This is a genomic window from Stappia sp. MMSF_3263 (assembly GCF_030733745.1).
Classification (GTDB): Bacteria; Pseudomonadota; Alphaproteobacteria; order Rhizobiales; family Stappiaceae; genus Stappia.
This window is the reverse complement of the sequence record NZ_JASHIK010000003.1, coordinates 240,320-256,573: the sequence shown is the minus strand read 5'-3', so window position 1 is coordinate 256,573 and position 16,254 is coordinate 240,320. Positions and strand designations below refer to the sequence as shown.

Below are 16,254 nucleotides of genomic sequence, written 5' to 3'. Positions count from 1 at the left end.
CTGTCAGATAAGCCCGATCTTCTCGCGCAGCGCGAAGCGCCACATCACCACCACGGCAACGACCGCAAGCCCCGCCGCCAGCCCCCACCAGATGCCGATGCCGCCGAAGCCGAGCGGGAAACCGAGCCCGTAGGCCGCTCCCATGCCGATGCCCCAATAGCCGATCACGGCGATGACCATCGGCACCTTCGTGTCGGACAGGCCGCGCAGCAGGCTGGAGCCGATCACCTGGGTTCCGTCGAACACCTGGAACAGTGCCGCGATGGCGACGAAGCCGACGCTGATGGCCAGCACCTCGGCCGCGTCGGGATTGTCGAAATCCAGGAACAGGCCGACCAGCGTCTGCGGGAACAGCCAGAAGGCGACCGCACAGGATCCCATGAAGACGAGGCCGATCCCGAAGGCTGTCCAGCCGGCCCGGCCGACCGCGTCCCTGTCGCCGCGACCGGCGGCGAGACCGATGCGGATCATCGCGGCCTGGCCGATGCCGATCGGCACCATGAAGGTGAGCGAGCCGAGCTGCGTCGCGATGCCGTGCGCGGCAAGATCGATCGTGCCGATCCAGCCCATCAGCACCGAGGTTCCGGAGAACAGGCCGACCTCGACCAGCAGCGTGATGGCGATCGGCCAGCCGAGCCGGACGATTTCGGCCAGCTTCGACCAGTCGGAGCGCCACAACCGGCCGAACACCGCGTAGCGCCGCAACTGCCGGTCGCGCAGCACATAGCCGACCAGGATGACGAAGGTGAGGGTGGAGGTGGCGACCGAGGCAATGGCCGCGCCCACGAGCTCCAGTCGCGGAAAGCCGAAATTGCCGAAAATCAGGCAGTAATCGATCAGAGCGTTGAGAACGGCGCCGACAATCGTCGCCCAGAGCACGATCTGCGCCCGCTCCATCACCGTGATGAAGCTGCGTAGCGCCATCGTCATCAACGAGGGCAGCATCGAGAACATCATGATCCGCGCATAGATGCCGGCCAGTTCCGACACCCGTGCCTCCTGACCGAGCGCGACCAGCAGATCCTCGGTGAACCACATGATTCCCCAGGCCGGCACGCAGTAGAAGGCGACGAACCAGAAGCCCATCCTCACCGCCCGGCGCAGGTCGCGCGCGCGCCTCTCGCCGCGGGCGCGCGCGGCAAGCGGGATCACCGCCTGCAGGACGCCCATGCCGAACAGCCAGATGACGATGAACAGGTTGAACGCCAGCACCGCGGCCGCAAGTTCGGTCGCCCCGAGCCAGCCGATCATCAGCACGTCGGTGGTGTTGATCGCCATCTGCGCCACCTGCGCCCCGGCGATCGGCGCCCCGAGCGTCAGCGTCGGCAGCACATCGCCGCGCCAAAGACCGGCCAGGCGGCCCGCCGGCTTTGCCGACAACGAACCGTTCATCATTCCAACTCCAGAAGCACTCTGCGGGCAGGCGGACGAAACGCTCGGACATGCCGCAAAACGACGGGGTCTCGCCTTCTGGTGGACCGCGTAAGGCGAGGAAACGGTTGGCGGCAGGCGGGGTGTCAGGAGAAAAAAATGCTCCGGATAGCCGCTGCGGGCACCTGCCATTCCTAACTGTCCGCCACAACCCTGTCCAGAGGCCGGGCCATGCCTGCACGCGGCAGCTGCCATCCCGATCGGCTTGAGCCCGATGCCCTGCTGCGGCGGCATCGGAAGGCGGAAAACATGCGCCCGAACGGGATTATGCCGGTGGACAAGCCTGACGGCCTCTGGTAACACAACGGCCTGATTAGCGACGTGAGGGCGGCGCAGCCAAGTCTTTGTGCATGTGGCAGCCCCTTTCCGGATGGCAATCGGGTTCGATTGCGGTCTGACTTCGCTTCCGCATCACATTGAATATGCTCCGGCGCAGGATGCAGTTCCCGCATCCCGTGCAAACACGATGGGAAAAGACGCGTGCAGGTTCTGGTCCGCGACAACAATGTCGATCAGGCGCTCAAGGCGCTGAAGAAGAAAATGCAGCGCGAAGGCATCTTTCGCGAGATGAAGCTTCGCGGCCATTACGAGAAGCCGTCCGAAAAGAAGGCTCGCGAGAAGGCCGAGGCCGTTCGCCGCGCCCGCAAGCTGGCGCGCAAGCGCGCCCAGCGCGAAGGCCTTCTGCCGAGTAAGGCTCCGCGCCGGTAGTTTTCGGCCCGGCCGATCCTGCGTTCGGCCGTCAAAGCCACACAGATCTGACCTTTCGCCTCCTGCCGCGGTCTTCGCCCGGCACGGAGGCGAAGGCGTATGTGCCGATGCATGATAAGCGGCGTGTCGTCATCGGCCGCCCCCTTGCAAGGGCCCGGTCGGGCAGCGCCGGGTTTCCGCCCGAATCGCGCGGCACTCTGCCGACCTCCGGGTTTCGGCGCCGGCATTGCCCTTCACCGGACAAAAGTTCCCGTATCGCCGGCATGCCGGTACACCACGGGTGGAACCCGCGTCCCGGCCATGCCATTGTCCGGGATACGGTTGAAAACGCAGTATCGAGGTATCGTGCATTGATGATGTTGGCGAAATCCCGGCGTGAACCCAGGACGGAAGCACTCGTGGCCGGCACGCTGCTGGCCGTCGGTCTGCTGGTCTCCGGTTGCCAGACCTCGAGCCTTTCCTCCGGCGTCCCCATCGACCGTTCGGCCGGGTCGGCGGCGAACATCGATTCGCTCAATGCCGTGATCGAGGCCAATCCCCGCGATGCCTCCGCCTACAACACCCGTGGCATCGCCTATGGCCAGGCCGGCCGCTTCGAGAATGCCATCGCCGACTTCAACACCGCCCTGCAACTGGCCCCCAATTCCTACCAGTCCTACGCCAACCGGGCGCTGGTCTATCGGCGGATGGGCGACCTGCAGGCTGCCGTCAACGATTACAGCGCCGCCCTGCGCATCAAGCCCGACTACGATCTTGCCCTTGTCGGCCGGGGCAATGCCTATCGCGCGCTTGGCCGCAACGACCTGGCGCTGGCCGATTTCGACGCGGCGATCCGGCTGGATTCCAGCAATGCGCGCGCCTTTCACAATCGCGGACTGATCTATCAGGCGCAGGGCAACCACACCCAGGCGGTGGAGAATTTCGCCACGGCCATCGGCCTCGACCCGAACGCGGCCGAGCCGTATATCGCCCGGGGCACATCCTATCTGGCGCTGAACGATCCCAAGGCCGCCCTCTCCGATCTCTCCGATGCGGTCAACCGCGACAAGCGCTCTGCCGTCGCCTGGGCCAATCGCGGCGTTGCCCTGGAAACGCTTGGCCAGAACAATGACGCACGCCGTTCCTACAATCGCGCGCTCGGCATCGACGCCTCCAACAGCATCGCCCGCGAGGGCATCGGGCGTCTCGACCGGGGCTGATCGCGACCGGGAAGGGGCACTGGAACGTCGGTTGGCACCGGCAGTGCCGCCGACTTGCGCCCCGTCTGACTTGCACCGCCTGGCCCGCTCGGCACCTGTCCGGCCACACCGATCACCGCCCGCCTTCCACCTTGCTCGCGGGCGGCCAGACATGAAAACGCCGGCACGGAGCTTTGTCCGTGCCGGCGTTTTCATGTCTGGTTGGTCTCTTGATGTCCCGGTCGGGCCGCTTTGGCCGCGAACGCAGCCCGGCCGGTAACGACTATTGCAGCGAGAACACCGGCAGCAGCACGACGGCGGGGCCCTCGAAACGGTCCGCGCGCGGCGGCGAGCCTGCACTCTGGGTGGTGCCGAAACGGTTGGCGAAGACGCGCCCGCCCGGTGCCAGCAGCAGTTCCAGCCGACGCTGGTTGGGATGCTGCAGCCTTGCGAAGGTCAGTGTGCGCGTCGTCGTCTGCCCGGAAATCAGGTCAGGCAGCGCGGTGCGGTCCGGCAGGGCGGCGAAGCGGGCAAGCGGGTCGCGGACAACCGGCTCCGGCACGCGGCCGGAAACGGAGGCGCGCGCCGCCTTGGCGTTTCCTGCGGGCGGAACGGCGCGGCGCTGCGGCACGCCCACGGGTGCGCTTGCCGATGCAGCGGCGGCCGCCGGTGCATAGGCGAGCGTGGCGCCCGTAATGTCGGACTGCGGCTTGGCCGAGGGCTGGGTCGCGCCGGTCGCCGCGGCGATGGCTGAAACCCCGTCCGCCGGAGCCGGGCGCGGAACCATTGAGGCCAGAACGGCGTTCCCTCCCTGCCCCTGACCAAGCGGGCCCTGTCGCAGTTCGGCCGGCTTGGCGAGCGGCGCGGAGGCAACCGCCACCGGCTGGGCCGGAGCAAGAACGGACGCCGTCTGCGGCTGGTCCACCGGCGGCAGGCCGCTGGCCAGACGCTGGGCCTGTGCCTCGAGCGTGCCTGGCGCGACGGCGCCGGCTGTTGCGGCCGCGACGATCGCCGAGAATCCGGCGGGCTTGGCCTGCGGCACGAGCTGAGCGACGACGACGGGATCCGGCGCGGCTGCAGGCTGCTCGGCCGGTTCGGCCGCGCGCACGCCGGGAGGTGCCTGCGAGGGCACCGGAGGCGGCGCCGGCGGCGCGCTGGCCACTTGCGTGCGTTCGCTCGAGCGGACCGGCGCGGGCGGTGTCGGAGACGCACCGGTGTCCTCGCCCTCGTCCTCGTCGCCGCCGAAGATGCGGGCGAGAAGGCCCGGACCGCCACTGGCGCTGCCCGGCAGCGGTGCGCGGATGTTGCCTTCGGCCAGTTCCCCGGCCGGGCGCAGCGGCCGCGAGGGCGATGATGCACTAGCGACAGCCGTCGGCCGGCGCGAGGCGCCGCTCTTGTGACGGGCCAGCGCCTGGGCATAGCCCGGCATCTTCTTGCCGTCGGTGGGAACGTGAATGGTGTCGCCGCGCGGGAAGACCTTGGCGAGCTGCGAGCGGGTCATGCGCGGCCAGTGCCGCACGGAGCCGGTGTCCATGTGCACGAAGGGCGAGCGCGAGGTCGGGTAGAAGCCGACGCCACCGACTTCCTTGCGCAGGCCGAGCGCCCTCAGCTTGGCGACGCTGACGCCGGGAATGTAGAAATCCATCGCCCGGCCGCGCGTGTGCTGACTGGACTTGGCGACGCCGCGCGAGCGGCTGCGCAGCATGTTGTTGGTGGCCGGCGAGCGATATCCGGAGACCACATGGATCGCCTCGCTCGTCCCGGCGCCCTGATAGACTTCCCAGACAAGATCGAAGAGTTCGGGATCCATCTTGGTGATTTCGTTGCGCCGCCAGTCGCGCAGGAACCGGTTCAGGTCGCGCAGCCCCTCGGAGATGTAGCGGCCGTTGCGCTTGAAGGTGATCGACACGCGCTCATGCGTATGCGTGTTGTAGAGCTTCAGCGTCCGGGTTTCGGCAAGCGCGGGGGCGATCGAAATCGGCAGCAGCAGCGCGCAGGCAAACGCCGCAAGCGCCAGCACTGGCAACGCGCGATATCGCAGCCGGAAGAACCATGCCTCGAGCAATGTTCAGTCTCGCTTGTTTGCCGGCGGTATCGCCGTACATCGCCCCCCAGATGGACTGATGTAAGGGACCGAGGTTAAGAAGCCTTTACCGTATTCCGAAATGAGCGCAAATCGTGGCAAATGCGCATCAACATCGAAAAAAATGCCGGTGGCAGGCGTTTTCGTCGCGCAGCGCCCCCCAATGAGCCCCCAAAGACGGTCGCGCGTCCCGAAATCAGCCCTGCGAACCGAGTCGGGCGAGTGCCTCGCGAAACTGTTTGTCGACGATCGTTCCGTCGTCGTTTCTCTCCACCCAGCGCGGCACACGCGCATAGCCTTGTGGCTCATAGACAACGACACCGCTGGCTGCAAGTCCCGCGACATAGCTGAAGGTGCTCTTGGCCATCACCAGGACATCGGCGGTGACCAGGCTCCGGAACGACTCGATCGCACCCGGCGCATCGGATATCCGGTAGCCGCGATCAAGGAACTCCTTGAGCTCTTCCGGCGACCCGTTGCTGTGGATCTCGACCTCATGAGCAAGACCACGCGCCTCCAACTCCCGCACGATGCCCTCGATGGTGCGCAGAATGGCGGCGTTGGGCGTGAAGCGCTTGGTGGTCTCCGCGCGGCTGACGTCGCCGCGCCGGACATGGACGGCGACCCGGTACCTGTCCGGTGTCGATCGAACATGCATCCCGGCCCTGGCGCGATAGCGTGCTCCCCAGGGCAGGTTGTCCATCAGGTGTGGGCGGGCATTGCAGTAGCGGAACATTTCGCGGAAGCCGATCAGATGCGGCTCCCGCCAGAGCCTTTCGTCAACCGCGTAGTCCAGGAACTCAACGTAGGGCAGTTCGCACTCCGCTGATCGAGGCAACCCGTGTCCCAGGTCGAACTCCGCCTCGCAGTGACGGACCCAGGCATCGAGCTCCATCTCCTGGTGCCCGACGAAATCGAACGGCTTGTGATAGTAGGCAAAGCCCATATCGGATGCTGCGGCCTGAATGCTGAGCCGCTGGATCATCACGGCCCCGAGCCCGTCCGGGCGAATGCCGGCGGTGAACGCGCTATCGGGATGGATCCGCCCCCGTGCGATCCCCCGCACGATGCGCTCGCAAAGATGTGCCTTGTCCGATTTCGGCGATATGCCAAGTGCATTCTTGGCACTGACCCAGGCGAAGCGCCCCGAATACCGAATTTCGTCGACAAGCTTGTTCAACATTTTCAATCGACCGCCTGCACGTGATGCATCCGCTCAGTGTGAACGCTTGAAGTAGAGGTTGTAATACGTGCCGACGCCCTTGAGGCTTGCCATCGAGGCCTTGTGCTGCAGCCCAAAGCCGTGTCCGGCGAGAAACGCCGTCAGTTCCTCGACATTGGTCGCCCCGCGATAGGCCTCGAAATCGGCGGCCTCGGCGACAATCCGTTCAAAGCCCGCCAGCCGGTCGCCGGCGCCTTTCAGCACCAGCAGCTCGGCGCCCTGTGTGTCGATCACCAGGGCGTCGTATGGCGGGGAGGAAAGCCCGTGGGCCTGCATCAGCGTGTCGAGACGCGATGTGGTCAGTCGCAGGATGCCGCTGGCGTCGATCTCGGGCCAGAGCTTCTTGTGCTCGGCAAAGGCGAACATGGAGGACGATTCGCCCGCCACGTGGAAATCGACCTCCGCCCCGTCGCTGTCGGACACCAGCGCCCGGACCGCCTGCTGGAGCGGATGGCTGGAGATGCGTTCCTGAAGCGCTGCGAAAACGTCGGGGAGCGGCTCGATCCAGAACACCGGCACGCCGAGCCGGGCATAGGACGGCGCTTCCTGTCCGCTGTTCGCACCGACATGGACAATGCCGCGGGCCTGGCTGAGGAAACGCCGCTCATCGCCGCCCTCGCGCAACCGCCGCACGCGCTTGGCAAGGCTCCTCGCCAGCTTTGCGATCGGGTTACGCGGCTTCGCCCGCGATACATCGGCCATTGAATCTGCCCCGCCGGTTCAGTTGCGCGGGGTTGCCTAGAGGCCGGCAGGGATCTGTCCCCGCGCACGCACCGCCGGCCACAGACCCCGAACCCGAACCGCAGCCCCCCGCGGGATTCGATTTTGCAAACATGTATCTCAAAACATCGGGAACGGAACCGCGGAATTGCACGCGGCTACCGTCGATGCATCGATCCTGACTGTCCGGCCCCGGCTCAGTAGTCGGACGCTGCCCGCTGGCGCAGCTGGAACATCCGCTGGCGCTCGGCGCGAATGTCCGCCGGGCTGCGCTCGCGGACGGGCTCGAAGGGACGGATTTCCGCCCGTGCCCGCTTCACCGGCGCGGCCACGGCGAAACGCTGCCAGTCCTGCCAGCCCTCGATCTCCAGCGCCTTGGTCAGCACCGCGTTGTGGCCATAGATATCCGGTCGCCGCTGCAGCTTGCCGGCCTCGTCGACGAAGGCGGTGAAATAGGCCAGATGCACCGGAACGGACTTCGTCAGGTCGACGCGCTTCTCGCTCCCGCCCACCATCGCCTTCAGCTTCGCCGCGTTCCAGTTCGGGTCGAGCTGCAGCAGCGCGTCGGCGAAGTCGAACGGGTCCTGCACCCGGACGCAACCATGCGAGAAGGCCCGACTCGGCCGGGCGAACAGGCTCTTCGAGGGCGTGTCGTGCAGGTAGACCGAATGGCGGTTGGGGAACATGAACTTGATCTGGCCAAGCGCATTGCCCCCGCCAGGACGCTGACGGATGCGCACGGAGCGCAGGTTGACGCTGGCCCAGTCGACCGCGCCGGCATTGATCACCCGTCCGCCCGCGACGACCTCGTAGTTCTTGCGCGCCAGATAGGAAGGATCGGCCGCGATCGAGGGAAGCAGCTCCTCCGAGGCGATCGAATAGGGCACGTTCCAGTAAGGATTGACGATGACGTGGTCCATCACATCGGAAAAGACCGGCGTCTGGTTCGACGATTTGCCGACCACCACCCGCGTCTCGTAGACTTGGGCCCCGTCACGGAACAGCCGCGCCTTGAACTCCGGGATGTTGACGAAGATGTGGAAGGCGCCGAGCTCGCGCGGCATCCAGCGCCAGCGCTCCAGGTTGGCGACGATGTCGGAGACCGCCATGCCGTCGTCGGAAACCGCGTTCAGCGCCAGCAGCGTGCGCGGCCCCACGACCCCGTCGGGATGCAGGCCGTTGTCGCTCTGGAAGGCAAGCACCGCCGCCTTCACGTCGGCGTCGAAAAGATCCTCGTCCGTGGCATCCGCCACCGCGTCGGTGGCGACGTCGGCACCGGCGACCTGTGCGTCAGCGACCTGCGCGCCAGCGACCTGCGCGTCTGCGTTCTCCCCCGCCACGTCGGCAACGGCATCGGTCGCGGTTTCAGGCTCGGTTTCCGCAGCCTCGGCCGGGGCCGTCTCGCTGGCGGCCTCGGTCGCCACCGCCGCGCCGGCGTCCGCTGCCGTCTCCAGCCCGAGGCGCTTGCGTAGGATGACGACGCGCGGATCGCGCATGCCCTGCTTCAGTGTCGCGCCCTCCGGCACCGTCGGCGGCGCTTCGCTGACAAGGTCCGGGCGGGTCAGTTCGGCAAGCTTGTCGCGCAAGGCCCGGAAGCCCGGATGCTGCGGATTGTAAAGGTCGAGCCGCGCCACCGGGTCGGCGGCAGCGGCAAGCGCGGCCATGACCGCTGCCGGGTCCGGGCGCTCGGGCGCAAGCGTGATGTTCTTCGACAGGCTGTCCGGTTCAAGGCGTCCGGCCTGCGCATGGTCGGCATAGGCCAGCAGCGCGGCCGACAACAGCACCTCGAAACGGGCCGCGCGCGTTTCCTCGAGCCGGCCGGCCGTGCGGGCAAGATCGTCGGGAAGCGCGTAGTCGTCCTCTTTCAGGCCGTCGCGGCCGGCCTGGCCCAGCCGCGCGATCAGGCGGCGGGCGGCAAGCGTCGGCACGTGGTCGCGCGTCCACAGCGGTTCCTGGCCGCGTCCCTTGTAGAAGGCGGCGAGCGCCTGTCGGCGGGCGCCGGTCAGATAGGGCGCGGCGCGGTCGGCCTCGGTGAAGGCCTCGCCTGAGGAGAGCAGGCTCTCCAGAGCCCCGACGGGCAGAGGCGCGACGACGGCCGCCCCCGGCACGGCGGCCTCGGCTTCCTGCGTCGTGGCCACGGCCGGCGATGCCGCAAGGCCCGTCATCGCGGCAAGCGCCAGCATGCGGCCCAGGACGAGGCTATGGTCGAGGGGGCGGGAGAAGATCGAGCGGGCCATGTCGCTTGTTCCGGATAGAGGGTCGGGGATCGCCCGACCCTGCGGCCGCGCGGATTCGCCATCACGCAAGGTTAACAAGACGTCCCCGGCCGGCCAATGCAAGTCACGTCGGCAGGATCGGCGGCCTACTCGGCCGCCTCCGCGTCCTGTGTTGCATCGAGGCCATAGTCCTTCAACTTACGGTAGAGAGTTGAGCGCCCGATCGACAACCTGCGCGCGACTTCGGTCATCCGGCCACCATAGTGGTCGATGGCCGAGCGGATCATGTCGGCCTCCACTTCGTCGAGCGCGCGGATATGGCCGTGATCGTCGAGGCATCGCAGATACCCGAAGGGAGCGCCCTGCCCGGCATCGGCAAATCCCTGGCCGGCAAGGTCCCGCGACCTTGCATCTTCCGCGCCAGAGGGCGATCCGGCCTGCGGCTCCGCTCCCCGGTCAGGCCCGCTGCCGGATATTTCGCTGCGGGACATTTCGCTGCCGGACACTTCGCTCGCGGGCGCTTCACCCGCCACCTCTCCGCCAGCCGGCGTGGATGCGGGCGGGCGGGTCTGGGCCGGCGCGGTGCCCGGCTGCCCCTCGCCGCCACCCACGCTTGCCTGCACCTGGGGAAAGTCCGCCGCGACAAGATGGTCGCCCTCGCACAGGACGACGGCCCGGAAGACGGCGTTCTCCAGCTGGCGGATGTTGCCCGGCCAGCCATAGGCCTGCAGCATCGCGACCGCGTCGGGCGCCACCGCCGAGATATGCGAGCGCCCTTCCTCGGCGGCAAAGCGCGCCAGGAAGTGCCGCACGAGATCGGGAATGTCTTCGCGCCGGTCGCGCAGCGGCGGCAGCCACAGCGGAAAGACGTTGAGCCGGTAGTAAAGGTCCTCGCGGAACGCGCCGTCCTTGACCAGGTCCACCAGCCGCCGGTTCGTCGCCGAGATCAGCCGGAAATCGACCTTGACCGGCCGTCGCGCCCCGATCGGGTCGATCTCGCCCTCCTGCAGCGCGCGCAAGAGCTTGACCTGGATGTCGAGCGACAGCTCGCCGACCTCGTCGAGGAACAGCGTGCCGCCATGGGCTTCCTGGAACTTGCCGACATGCTTGTCGACGGCACCGGTGAAGGCGCCCTTCTCGTGGCCGAACAGGATCGATTCCACCAGGTGTTCCGGGATCGCCCCGCAATTGACCGTGACGAACGGCTTGCTCCGGCGCTCGCTTGTGCCCTGGATCGCCCGGGCGATCAGCTCCTTGCCGACACCCGATTCGCCCTCGATCAGCACCGGGATATGCGAGGTGGCGGCGCGCCGGCCGACGCGGATCACCCGCTCCATCGCCTCGGAACGCGTGACGATATCGTCGAACGTGAAGGTACCGCTCGTCTGCTTGTGGATGCGGGCGATCTCGCCTTCCAGCGCCGACATCTTCATGAAGGTGCGGATGGCGACTTCCAGCCGTTCCGGCGACACCGGCTTGACGACGAAATCCTGCGCCCCGGCGCGGATCGCGTTGACCGCCGCGTCGATGCCGGCATGTGCCGTCTGGACGATGATCGGCACCGCCTTCTTCATCTCCCGCAGCCGGGTGATCACCCCCATGCCATCGAGTTCCGGCATCACCAGGTCGAGGATCAGAAGGTCAATGTCGGCGCCTTCCGGCGACGACAGCAACGCCACCGCCTCCGCGCCGTTCTCGACGCTGCGGGCGCGGTAGCCGAACCGCTTCACCGCCTCTTCGACAAGGCGGCGCTGGACGGGATCGTCATCGGCAATGAGGATGCGTCCGCTGGTCGGGATCATGCGTGCGCGCGCCTTTCGGAAAACTGTCTCAATTCGGGGCACCGTAGCCCGGGAGCGGTAAACAAAACGTCCACGTTTGGGTGCCGCATTCGCCGCAATCGCCGTTTTGCCCGTTGCTCTTGGCGCATGATCCACAATATCCAGAGGGAACGATCCCGCGCCGCCCGCCGGTGCCGACCCCACACACAGACGCCGGAGAGCCCATGACCGCCGCCCTCACCTCGATGCCCGCCCGCGCCGCCGACGACGCGGCCGCCCGCAAGGACGAGCTTGGCGACCTGCCGGAGTGGAACCTTGCCGATCTCTACCCCGCCCATGACAGCGCCGAGGTGAAAGCCGACCTCGCCAGGGCGGAGAGCCAGGCCGCCGCCTTTGCCGAGCGCTACAAGGGACGTCTGGAGGAAATGGCGCGCGCCTCCGGTGCAAGCCTCGCCGGCGCCGTTCGCGAGATGGAGGCGCTCGACGACCTGATGGGACGCCTCGCCTCTTTCGCCGGGCTCTTCTATGCCGGGGACACGACCGATCCCGTCCGGCAGAAGTTCTACGGCGACATCCAGGAGAAGCTGACGAGCGCGAGCACGCACCTGATCTTCTTCACGCTTGAGCTCAACCGCATCGACGATGCCGTTCTGGACGCGGCGGCGGAGGATCCGGACCTTGCCCACTATCGCCCCTGGCTCGACGACATCCGCAAGATGCGACCGCATCAGTTGGAGGACCGCATCGAGCAGCTCTTCCACGAAAAGTCGGTCAGCGGCGCCTCTGCCTGGAACCGGCTCTTCGACGAGACCATGGCCGGCCTCAGGTTCGATATCGACGGAACCCGGATGCCGCTGGAGCCGACCCTGAACCGGCTTCAGGATGCCGACGGCGAAAAGCGCAGGACCGCCGCCACCGCCCTGGCGAAAACGTTCAAGGCCAACCTGCCGGTCTTCACCCTGATCACCAACACGCTCGCCAAGGACAAGGAGATCTCCGACCGCTGGCGCGGCTTCGAGGACATCGCCGACAGCCGCCATCTCGCCAACCGGGTCGAACGCGAGGTGGTCGATGCCCTGGTCGAGGCGGTGCGCGGTGCCTATCCCGCCCTGTCGCATCGCTACTACGCAATGAAGGCGCGCTGGTTCGGCCGCGACGAGCTCGATTTCTGGGACCGCAACGCACCGCTCCCCTCCGCCGACACCCGCTCCATTCCCTGGGACGAGGCTCGCGAGATGGTGCTCGGCGCCTATGGCCGCTTCTCGCCGAAGATGGCCGAAATCGCCGGCGACTTCTTCGACAAGAACTGGATCGACGCACCAGCCCGTCCGGGCAAGGCGCCGGGCGCCTTCGCCCATCCGACGGTGCCCAGCGCCCACCCTTACGTCCTGCTCAACTACCAGGGCCGCACCCGCGACGTGATGACGCTCGCCCACGAGCTTGGCCACGGCGTCCACCAGGTGCTCGCCGCCCCCAACGGCGCACTGATGGCGCCCACGCCCCTGACCCTGGCCGAGACCGCCAGCGTCTTTGGCGAGATGCTCACCTTCAAGGCCCTGCTTGAGCGCGCCGAAACGCCGGAAAAACGCAAGATCCTGCTCGCCGGCAAGGTCGAGGACATGATCAACACCGTCGTGCGGCAGATCGCCTTCTACAGTTTCGAGCGCAAGGTCCACGCCGCCCGCCGCGAGGGCGAATTGACCGCCGACGCCCTGTGCGAGTTGTGGATGTCGGTGCAGACGGAAAGCCTCGGGCCGGCAATCCGCCTCGGCGAGGGCTACGAGACCTACTGGACCTACATCCCGCATTTCATCCACTCGCCCTTCTACGTCTATGCCTATGCCTTCGGCGACTGCCTGGTGAACTCGCTCTATGCGGTCTACGAGGACGCGGAAGCCGGCTTCCAGGACAAGTATTTCGCGCTGTTGTCCGCCGGCGGCACCAAACACCATTCGGAGCTGCTCGCCCCCTTCGGCCTCGATGCGACCGATCCCGCCTTCTGGCAGAAAGGCCTGTCGGTGATCTCCGGCTTCATCGACGAACTGGAAGCGCTGGAGGGATGAGCGAGGGCGCGTCCCCTCCTTTCGCCCACACGCCCTATGACGGATCGGCCCGCCCCTTCACGGTCGGGTTGATGCCGCTCGACCCTGCCGAGTGGATCGAGCCGGACGCATTGCTCGCCGACCATCTGGCGGAGAAGGACCGGCTGCTCGCGGGCGCGGCGCGCGCGCCCGTGCTGCTCGCCGAAGAGGGAACGGCCGATGCCCAGCGCGAGGTGCTGGACCTCCTCGCCGACCATCTGCCGGCACGCTTTCCGGACCTCTACAGTCGCGAGGGAACCCGCATCGCCATTGCCGGGACGGGACGGACCGTCGATCTCGACGAGCCTTGCGACATGCCGCTGGCGCTCGCCGCGCGCCTCGTGCAGGAGGATCTCGTCCTGATGCGCCGGGGCGGGACCGGCTACCGGCTTGCCGCGGCGGCCCTCTTCTTCCCCTCCTCCTGGTCGCTTGCGGAAAAATTCGGCAAGCCCATGGACGCCATCCACGCGGGCGTTCCCGGCTTCAACGACGGCCGCATGGGACCGATGGTCGCCCGCATCTTCGACAACCTCACGGTCGAGCGCCCGAGCTGGCGACTCAACTGGTCGCTCTATTCGGGCGCCGGCCTGCACCACCCCGTCCCCAAGCCCGTCTCGGCCGACGGGGCCGACACCAGCCGCGTCGACGGCACGCGCGAGGCGCTGCATGTGAGGGTCGAGCGCCAGACCCTGCGACGGCTGGCGAAAAGCGGCGACATCCTCTTTACCATCAGGATCCACCATGATCCCGTCGCCGCCTTCGCCGGCCATCCGCAAGGCGCGGTGCTTGCCGCCGGCCTGCGCCGCCAGTTGCTGGCGCTCGACGCCGCGCAACTCGCCTACAAGGGACTGACAGGGGAACGCGACGCGATCGCCGCACGGCTTGCTGGCCTTGCCGGCGGGACCGCCTGAGAACCGCCGGCAGCGACAACCCGCCTGCTGTCAGGCCCGCCTGGAACTCCTATATGTGATGTCGCGTGGCATCCTGCCCCGAGCACCGCGTTTTTCGAGGACATGATGAGCAAGCCTCCCGCCCGCGACAGTGAAAAGAACCGCCTCAGCGCCCGTGTCGGCCGCTATGCGCGTGTCGGCGCCAACATGAGCGGCCTGGCGGCGAAGCTCGCCGGCGCGCGCGTCTTCGGCTACGAGATCGACAATGGCAGGCAGGCGGCGGAACTGGCCGCCGCCCTCGGCGGGCTCAAGGGTCCGCTGATGAAGGTGGCCCAGCTCCTGTCGACCATTCCCGACGCGATCCCGCCGGAATACGCCGCCGAACTGGCGCAGCTTCAGTCGGCCGCTCCGCCGATGGGCTGGGCCTTCGTCAAGCGCCGCATGTCGGCCGAGCTTGGCCGCGACTGGCAGGCGCGTTTCGCCAGCTTCGACAAGGAGCCGGCCGCCGCCGCCTCCCTCGGCCAGGTCCACAAGGCGGTTTCCAGGGACGGTGCCGCGCTTGCCTGCAAGCTGCAATATCCCGACATGGCCTCGGCGGTCGAGGCGGACCTGAAGCAACTCGGCCTGCTCTTCTCCCTGCATCGCCGCATGAGCCCGGCAATCGACACGCGCGAGATCGCCCGCGAGATCGGCGACCGGGTCCGCGAGGAGCTCGACTATGTCCGCGAGGCGGCACAGACCGCGGTCTACCGCCACATCTTCCGCGACGAGCCGCGCATCCGCGTTCCGCATGTCCATGACGACCTGTCGACCGGCCGCCTGCTGACCATGGGCTGGCTCGAGGGCGAGCCGATGCTTGCCTTCAAGGACGGGGAGCTGGAGGACCGCAACCGGCTGGCCGAGGTGATGTTCCGCGCATGGTGGCATCCCTTCAGCCACTACGGCATCATCCACGGCGACCCGCATCTGGGCAATTACACGGTCTTTTCGCAAGGCGGCGCGCCGCAGGGGATCAATCTGCTCGACTATGGCTGCATCCGCATCTTCCCGCCCGGCTTCGTCCAGGGCGTCGTCGACCTTTACCGCGGCCTTCTGGAAGAGGACGAGGCGCGCATCGTCTCCGCCTATGAGCGCTGGGGCTTCAAGGGGCTGACGAAGGAGCTGATCGGGATCCTCAACATCTGGGCGCGCTTCATCTACGGGCCGTTGCTCTCCGACCGTGTCCGCTCCATCGCCGATGGCGTCAAGCCGGCCGAATACGGGCGCAAGGAGGCGTTCCGCGTCCACAAGGCGCTGAAGGAGCTGGGTCCCGTCACCGTGCCGCGCGAGTTCGTCTTCATGGATCGCGCCGCCATCGGCCTTGGGGCCGTCTTCCTGCATCTGGGCGCGGAACTCAATTTCTACCGCCTGTTCAACGAGCAGATCGAGGACTTCGACACCGGCGCGGTGGCGCGGCGGCAGGCGAACGCCCTTTCCCTTGCCGGGCTCGGCCCTGCCGGCGGTGCCCCCGCCACTGACGTTGCCGGGGAGCGGCCGGCGGCGGAATAACGTTCTCCCGCACGCGTTTGCAGCGCAAAACATCGCGTTGCCCGTGGGAACGTCTCTGCTATAAGTACGGCCAAACATCCCGTCAGACCACGCAAGGGGGACACATGGCAGACCAGACCGCTCCGTCGATGGACTACGCCGAGCACGAGCGCACCTATGCCGGCTTCATCAACTTCTCCAAGGTCGGCACCATTGCCGTCATCAACATCATGCTCTGCCTCGCCCTGTTCGCCTTCGGCGGCGGCGCCGGCACCTTCTTCGGCTGGGTGGCCCTCATCGCCACGCTCGTCGCGGCTGCCATCGGCCTGTTCGCCGGCGAGAAGGGCTGGATCCCCTCGGCCGTCGTCTTCGGCATTACCGGGCTCCTCGCGATCCTGACCACCGCCTGACCTGTCC

Annotated in this window: 12 protein-coding genes; 6 read left to right on the top strand and 6 right to left on the bottom strand. The window is 67.3% G+C overall.

The window, feature by feature from the left end; genetic code table 11:
- Positions 1 to 3 precede the first annotated feature (3 nt).
- A complete protein-coding gene (locus tag RBB46_RS05785) occupies positions 4 to 1,392 on the bottom strand; it encodes an MATE family efflux transporter (protein WP_306027943.1) in 1,389 nt (462 codons plus the stop codon).
- A gap of 519 nt (positions 1,393 to 1,911) precedes the next feature.
- Here RBB46_RS05785 and rpsU point away from each other — a divergent pair.
- Positions 1,912 to 2,139, top strand: coding sequence for a 30S ribosomal protein S21 (gene rpsU / locus RBB46_RS05780; RefSeq protein WP_029059436.1), 228 nt, complete (start codon positions 1,912 to 1,914; stop codon positions 2,137 to 2,139).
- Between the two features lie 398 nt (positions 2,140 to 2,537).
- Entirely contained in the window at positions 2,538 to 3,338 is an 801-nt protein-coding gene (locus RBB46_RS05775; RefSeq protein ID WP_336623134.1) for a tetratricopeptide repeat protein, read from the top strand.
- A 262-nt stretch (positions 3,339 to 3,600) separates the two neighbouring features.
- On the opposite strand, the gene RBB46_RS05770 is transcribed toward RBB46_RS05775, so the two are convergent.
- From RBB46_RS05770 to RBB46_RS05750, 5 genes are all read right to left on the bottom strand, one after another.
- Positions 3,601 to 5,382: a DUF882 domain-containing protein gene (locus tag RBB46_RS05770; protein WP_306027942.1), complete on the bottom strand. Its 1,782-nt coding sequence runs from the start codon at positions 5,380 to 5,382 to the stop codon at positions 3,601 to 3,603.
- Between the two features lie 214 nt (positions 5,383 to 5,596).
- On the bottom strand, positions 5,597 to 6,583 hold the full coding sequence (locus tag RBB46_RS05765) for a hypothetical protein (protein ID WP_306027941.1): 987 nt from the start codon (positions 6,581 to 6,583) through the stop codon (positions 5,597 to 5,599).
- Between the two features lie 33 nt (positions 6,584 to 6,616).
- Positions 6,617 to 7,324 (bottom strand): FkbM family methyltransferase, encoded by a 708-nt coding sequence (locus tag RBB46_RS05760; protein WP_306027940.1) that lies wholly within the window; start codon positions 7,322 to 7,324, stop codon positions 6,617 to 6,619.
- Between the two features lie 215 nt (positions 7,325 to 7,539).
- Complete coding sequence (locus RBB46_RS05755; protein WP_306027939.1) at positions 7,540 to 9,579, bottom strand: murein L,D-transpeptidase; 2,040 nt, start codon at positions 9,577 to 9,579, stop codon at positions 7,540 to 7,542.
- A 125-nt stretch (positions 9,580 to 9,704) separates the two neighbouring features.
- Positions 9,705 to 11,360, bottom strand: coding sequence for a sigma-54 dependent transcriptional regulator (locus RBB46_RS05750; RefSeq protein ID WP_306027938.1), 1,656 nt, complete (start codon positions 11,358 to 11,360; stop codon positions 9,705 to 9,707).
- 224 nt (positions 11,361 to 11,584) lie between these two features.
- On the opposite strand from RBB46_RS05750, the gene RBB46_RS05745 reads away from it, so the two are divergent.
- The 4 genes from RBB46_RS05745 to RBB46_RS05730 all read left to right on the top strand — a co-directional run bounded on the left by RBB46_RS05745 (position 11,585) and on the right by RBB46_RS05730 (position 16,247).
- Complete coding sequence (locus RBB46_RS05745) at positions 11,585 to 13,402, top strand: M3 family oligoendopeptidase (RefSeq protein WP_306027975.1); 1,818 nt, start codon at positions 11,585 to 11,587, stop codon at positions 13,400 to 13,402.
- Positions 13,399 to 14,331, top strand: coding sequence for a DUF3445 domain-containing protein (locus RBB46_RS05740; RefSeq protein WP_306027937.1), 933 nt, complete (start codon positions 13,399 to 13,401; stop codon positions 14,329 to 14,331). Before RBB46_RS05745 ends, RBB46_RS05740 begins: the two co-directional genes overlap by 4 nt.
- 105 nt (positions 14,332 to 14,436) lie before the next feature.
- A complete protein-coding gene (locus tag RBB46_RS05735; protein ID WP_306027936.1) occupies positions 14,437 to 15,858 on the top strand; it encodes an AarF/ABC1/UbiB kinase family protein in 1,422 nt (473 codons plus the stop codon).
- Positions 15,859 to 15,962: 104 nt separating this feature from the next.
- Positions 15,963 to 16,247 (top strand): aa3-type cytochrome c oxidase subunit IV, encoded by a 285-nt coding sequence (locus RBB46_RS05730; RefSeq protein WP_306027935.1) that lies wholly within the window; start codon positions 15,963 to 15,965, stop codon positions 16,245 to 16,247.
- Positions 16,248 to 16,254: the final 7 nt, after the last annotated feature.

Coding starts and splice junctions, on each gene's coding strand:
- RBB46_RS05745 (WP_306027975.1), top strand. CDS start 11,585: ATGCCCGCCCGCGCCGCCGACGACGCGGCCGCCCGCAAGGACGAGCTT.
- RBB46_RS05765 (WP_306027941.1), bottom strand. CDS start 6,583: ATGTTGAACAAGCTTGTCGACGAAATTCGGTATTCGGGGCGCTTCGCC.
- RBB46_RS05730 (WP_306027935.1), top strand. CDS start 15,963: ATGGCAGACCAGACCGCTCCGTCGATGGACTACGCCGAGCACGAGCGC.
- RBB46_RS05755 (WP_306027939.1), bottom strand. CDS start 9,579: ATGGCCCGCTCGATCTTCTCCCGCCCCCTCGACCATAGCCTCGTCCTG.
- RBB46_RS05760 (WP_306027940.1), bottom strand. CDS start 7,324: ATGGCCGATGTATCGCGGGCGAAGCCGCGTAACCCGATCGCAAAGCTG.
- RBB46_RS05735 (WP_306027936.1), top strand. CDS start 14,437: ATGAGCAAGCCTCCCGCCCGCGACAGTGAAAAGAACCGCCTCAGCGCC.
- RBB46_RS05750 (WP_306027938.1), bottom strand. CDS start 11,360: ATGATCCCGACCAGCGGACGCATCCTCATTGCCGATGACGATCCCGTC.
- RBB46_RS05740 (WP_306027937.1), top strand. CDS start 13,399: ATGAGCGAGGGCGCGTCCCCTCCTTTCGCCCACACGCCCTATGACGGA.
- RBB46_RS05785 (WP_306027943.1), bottom strand. CDS start 1,392: ATGAACGGTTCGTTGTCGGCAAAGCCGGCGGGCCGCCTGGCCGGTCTT.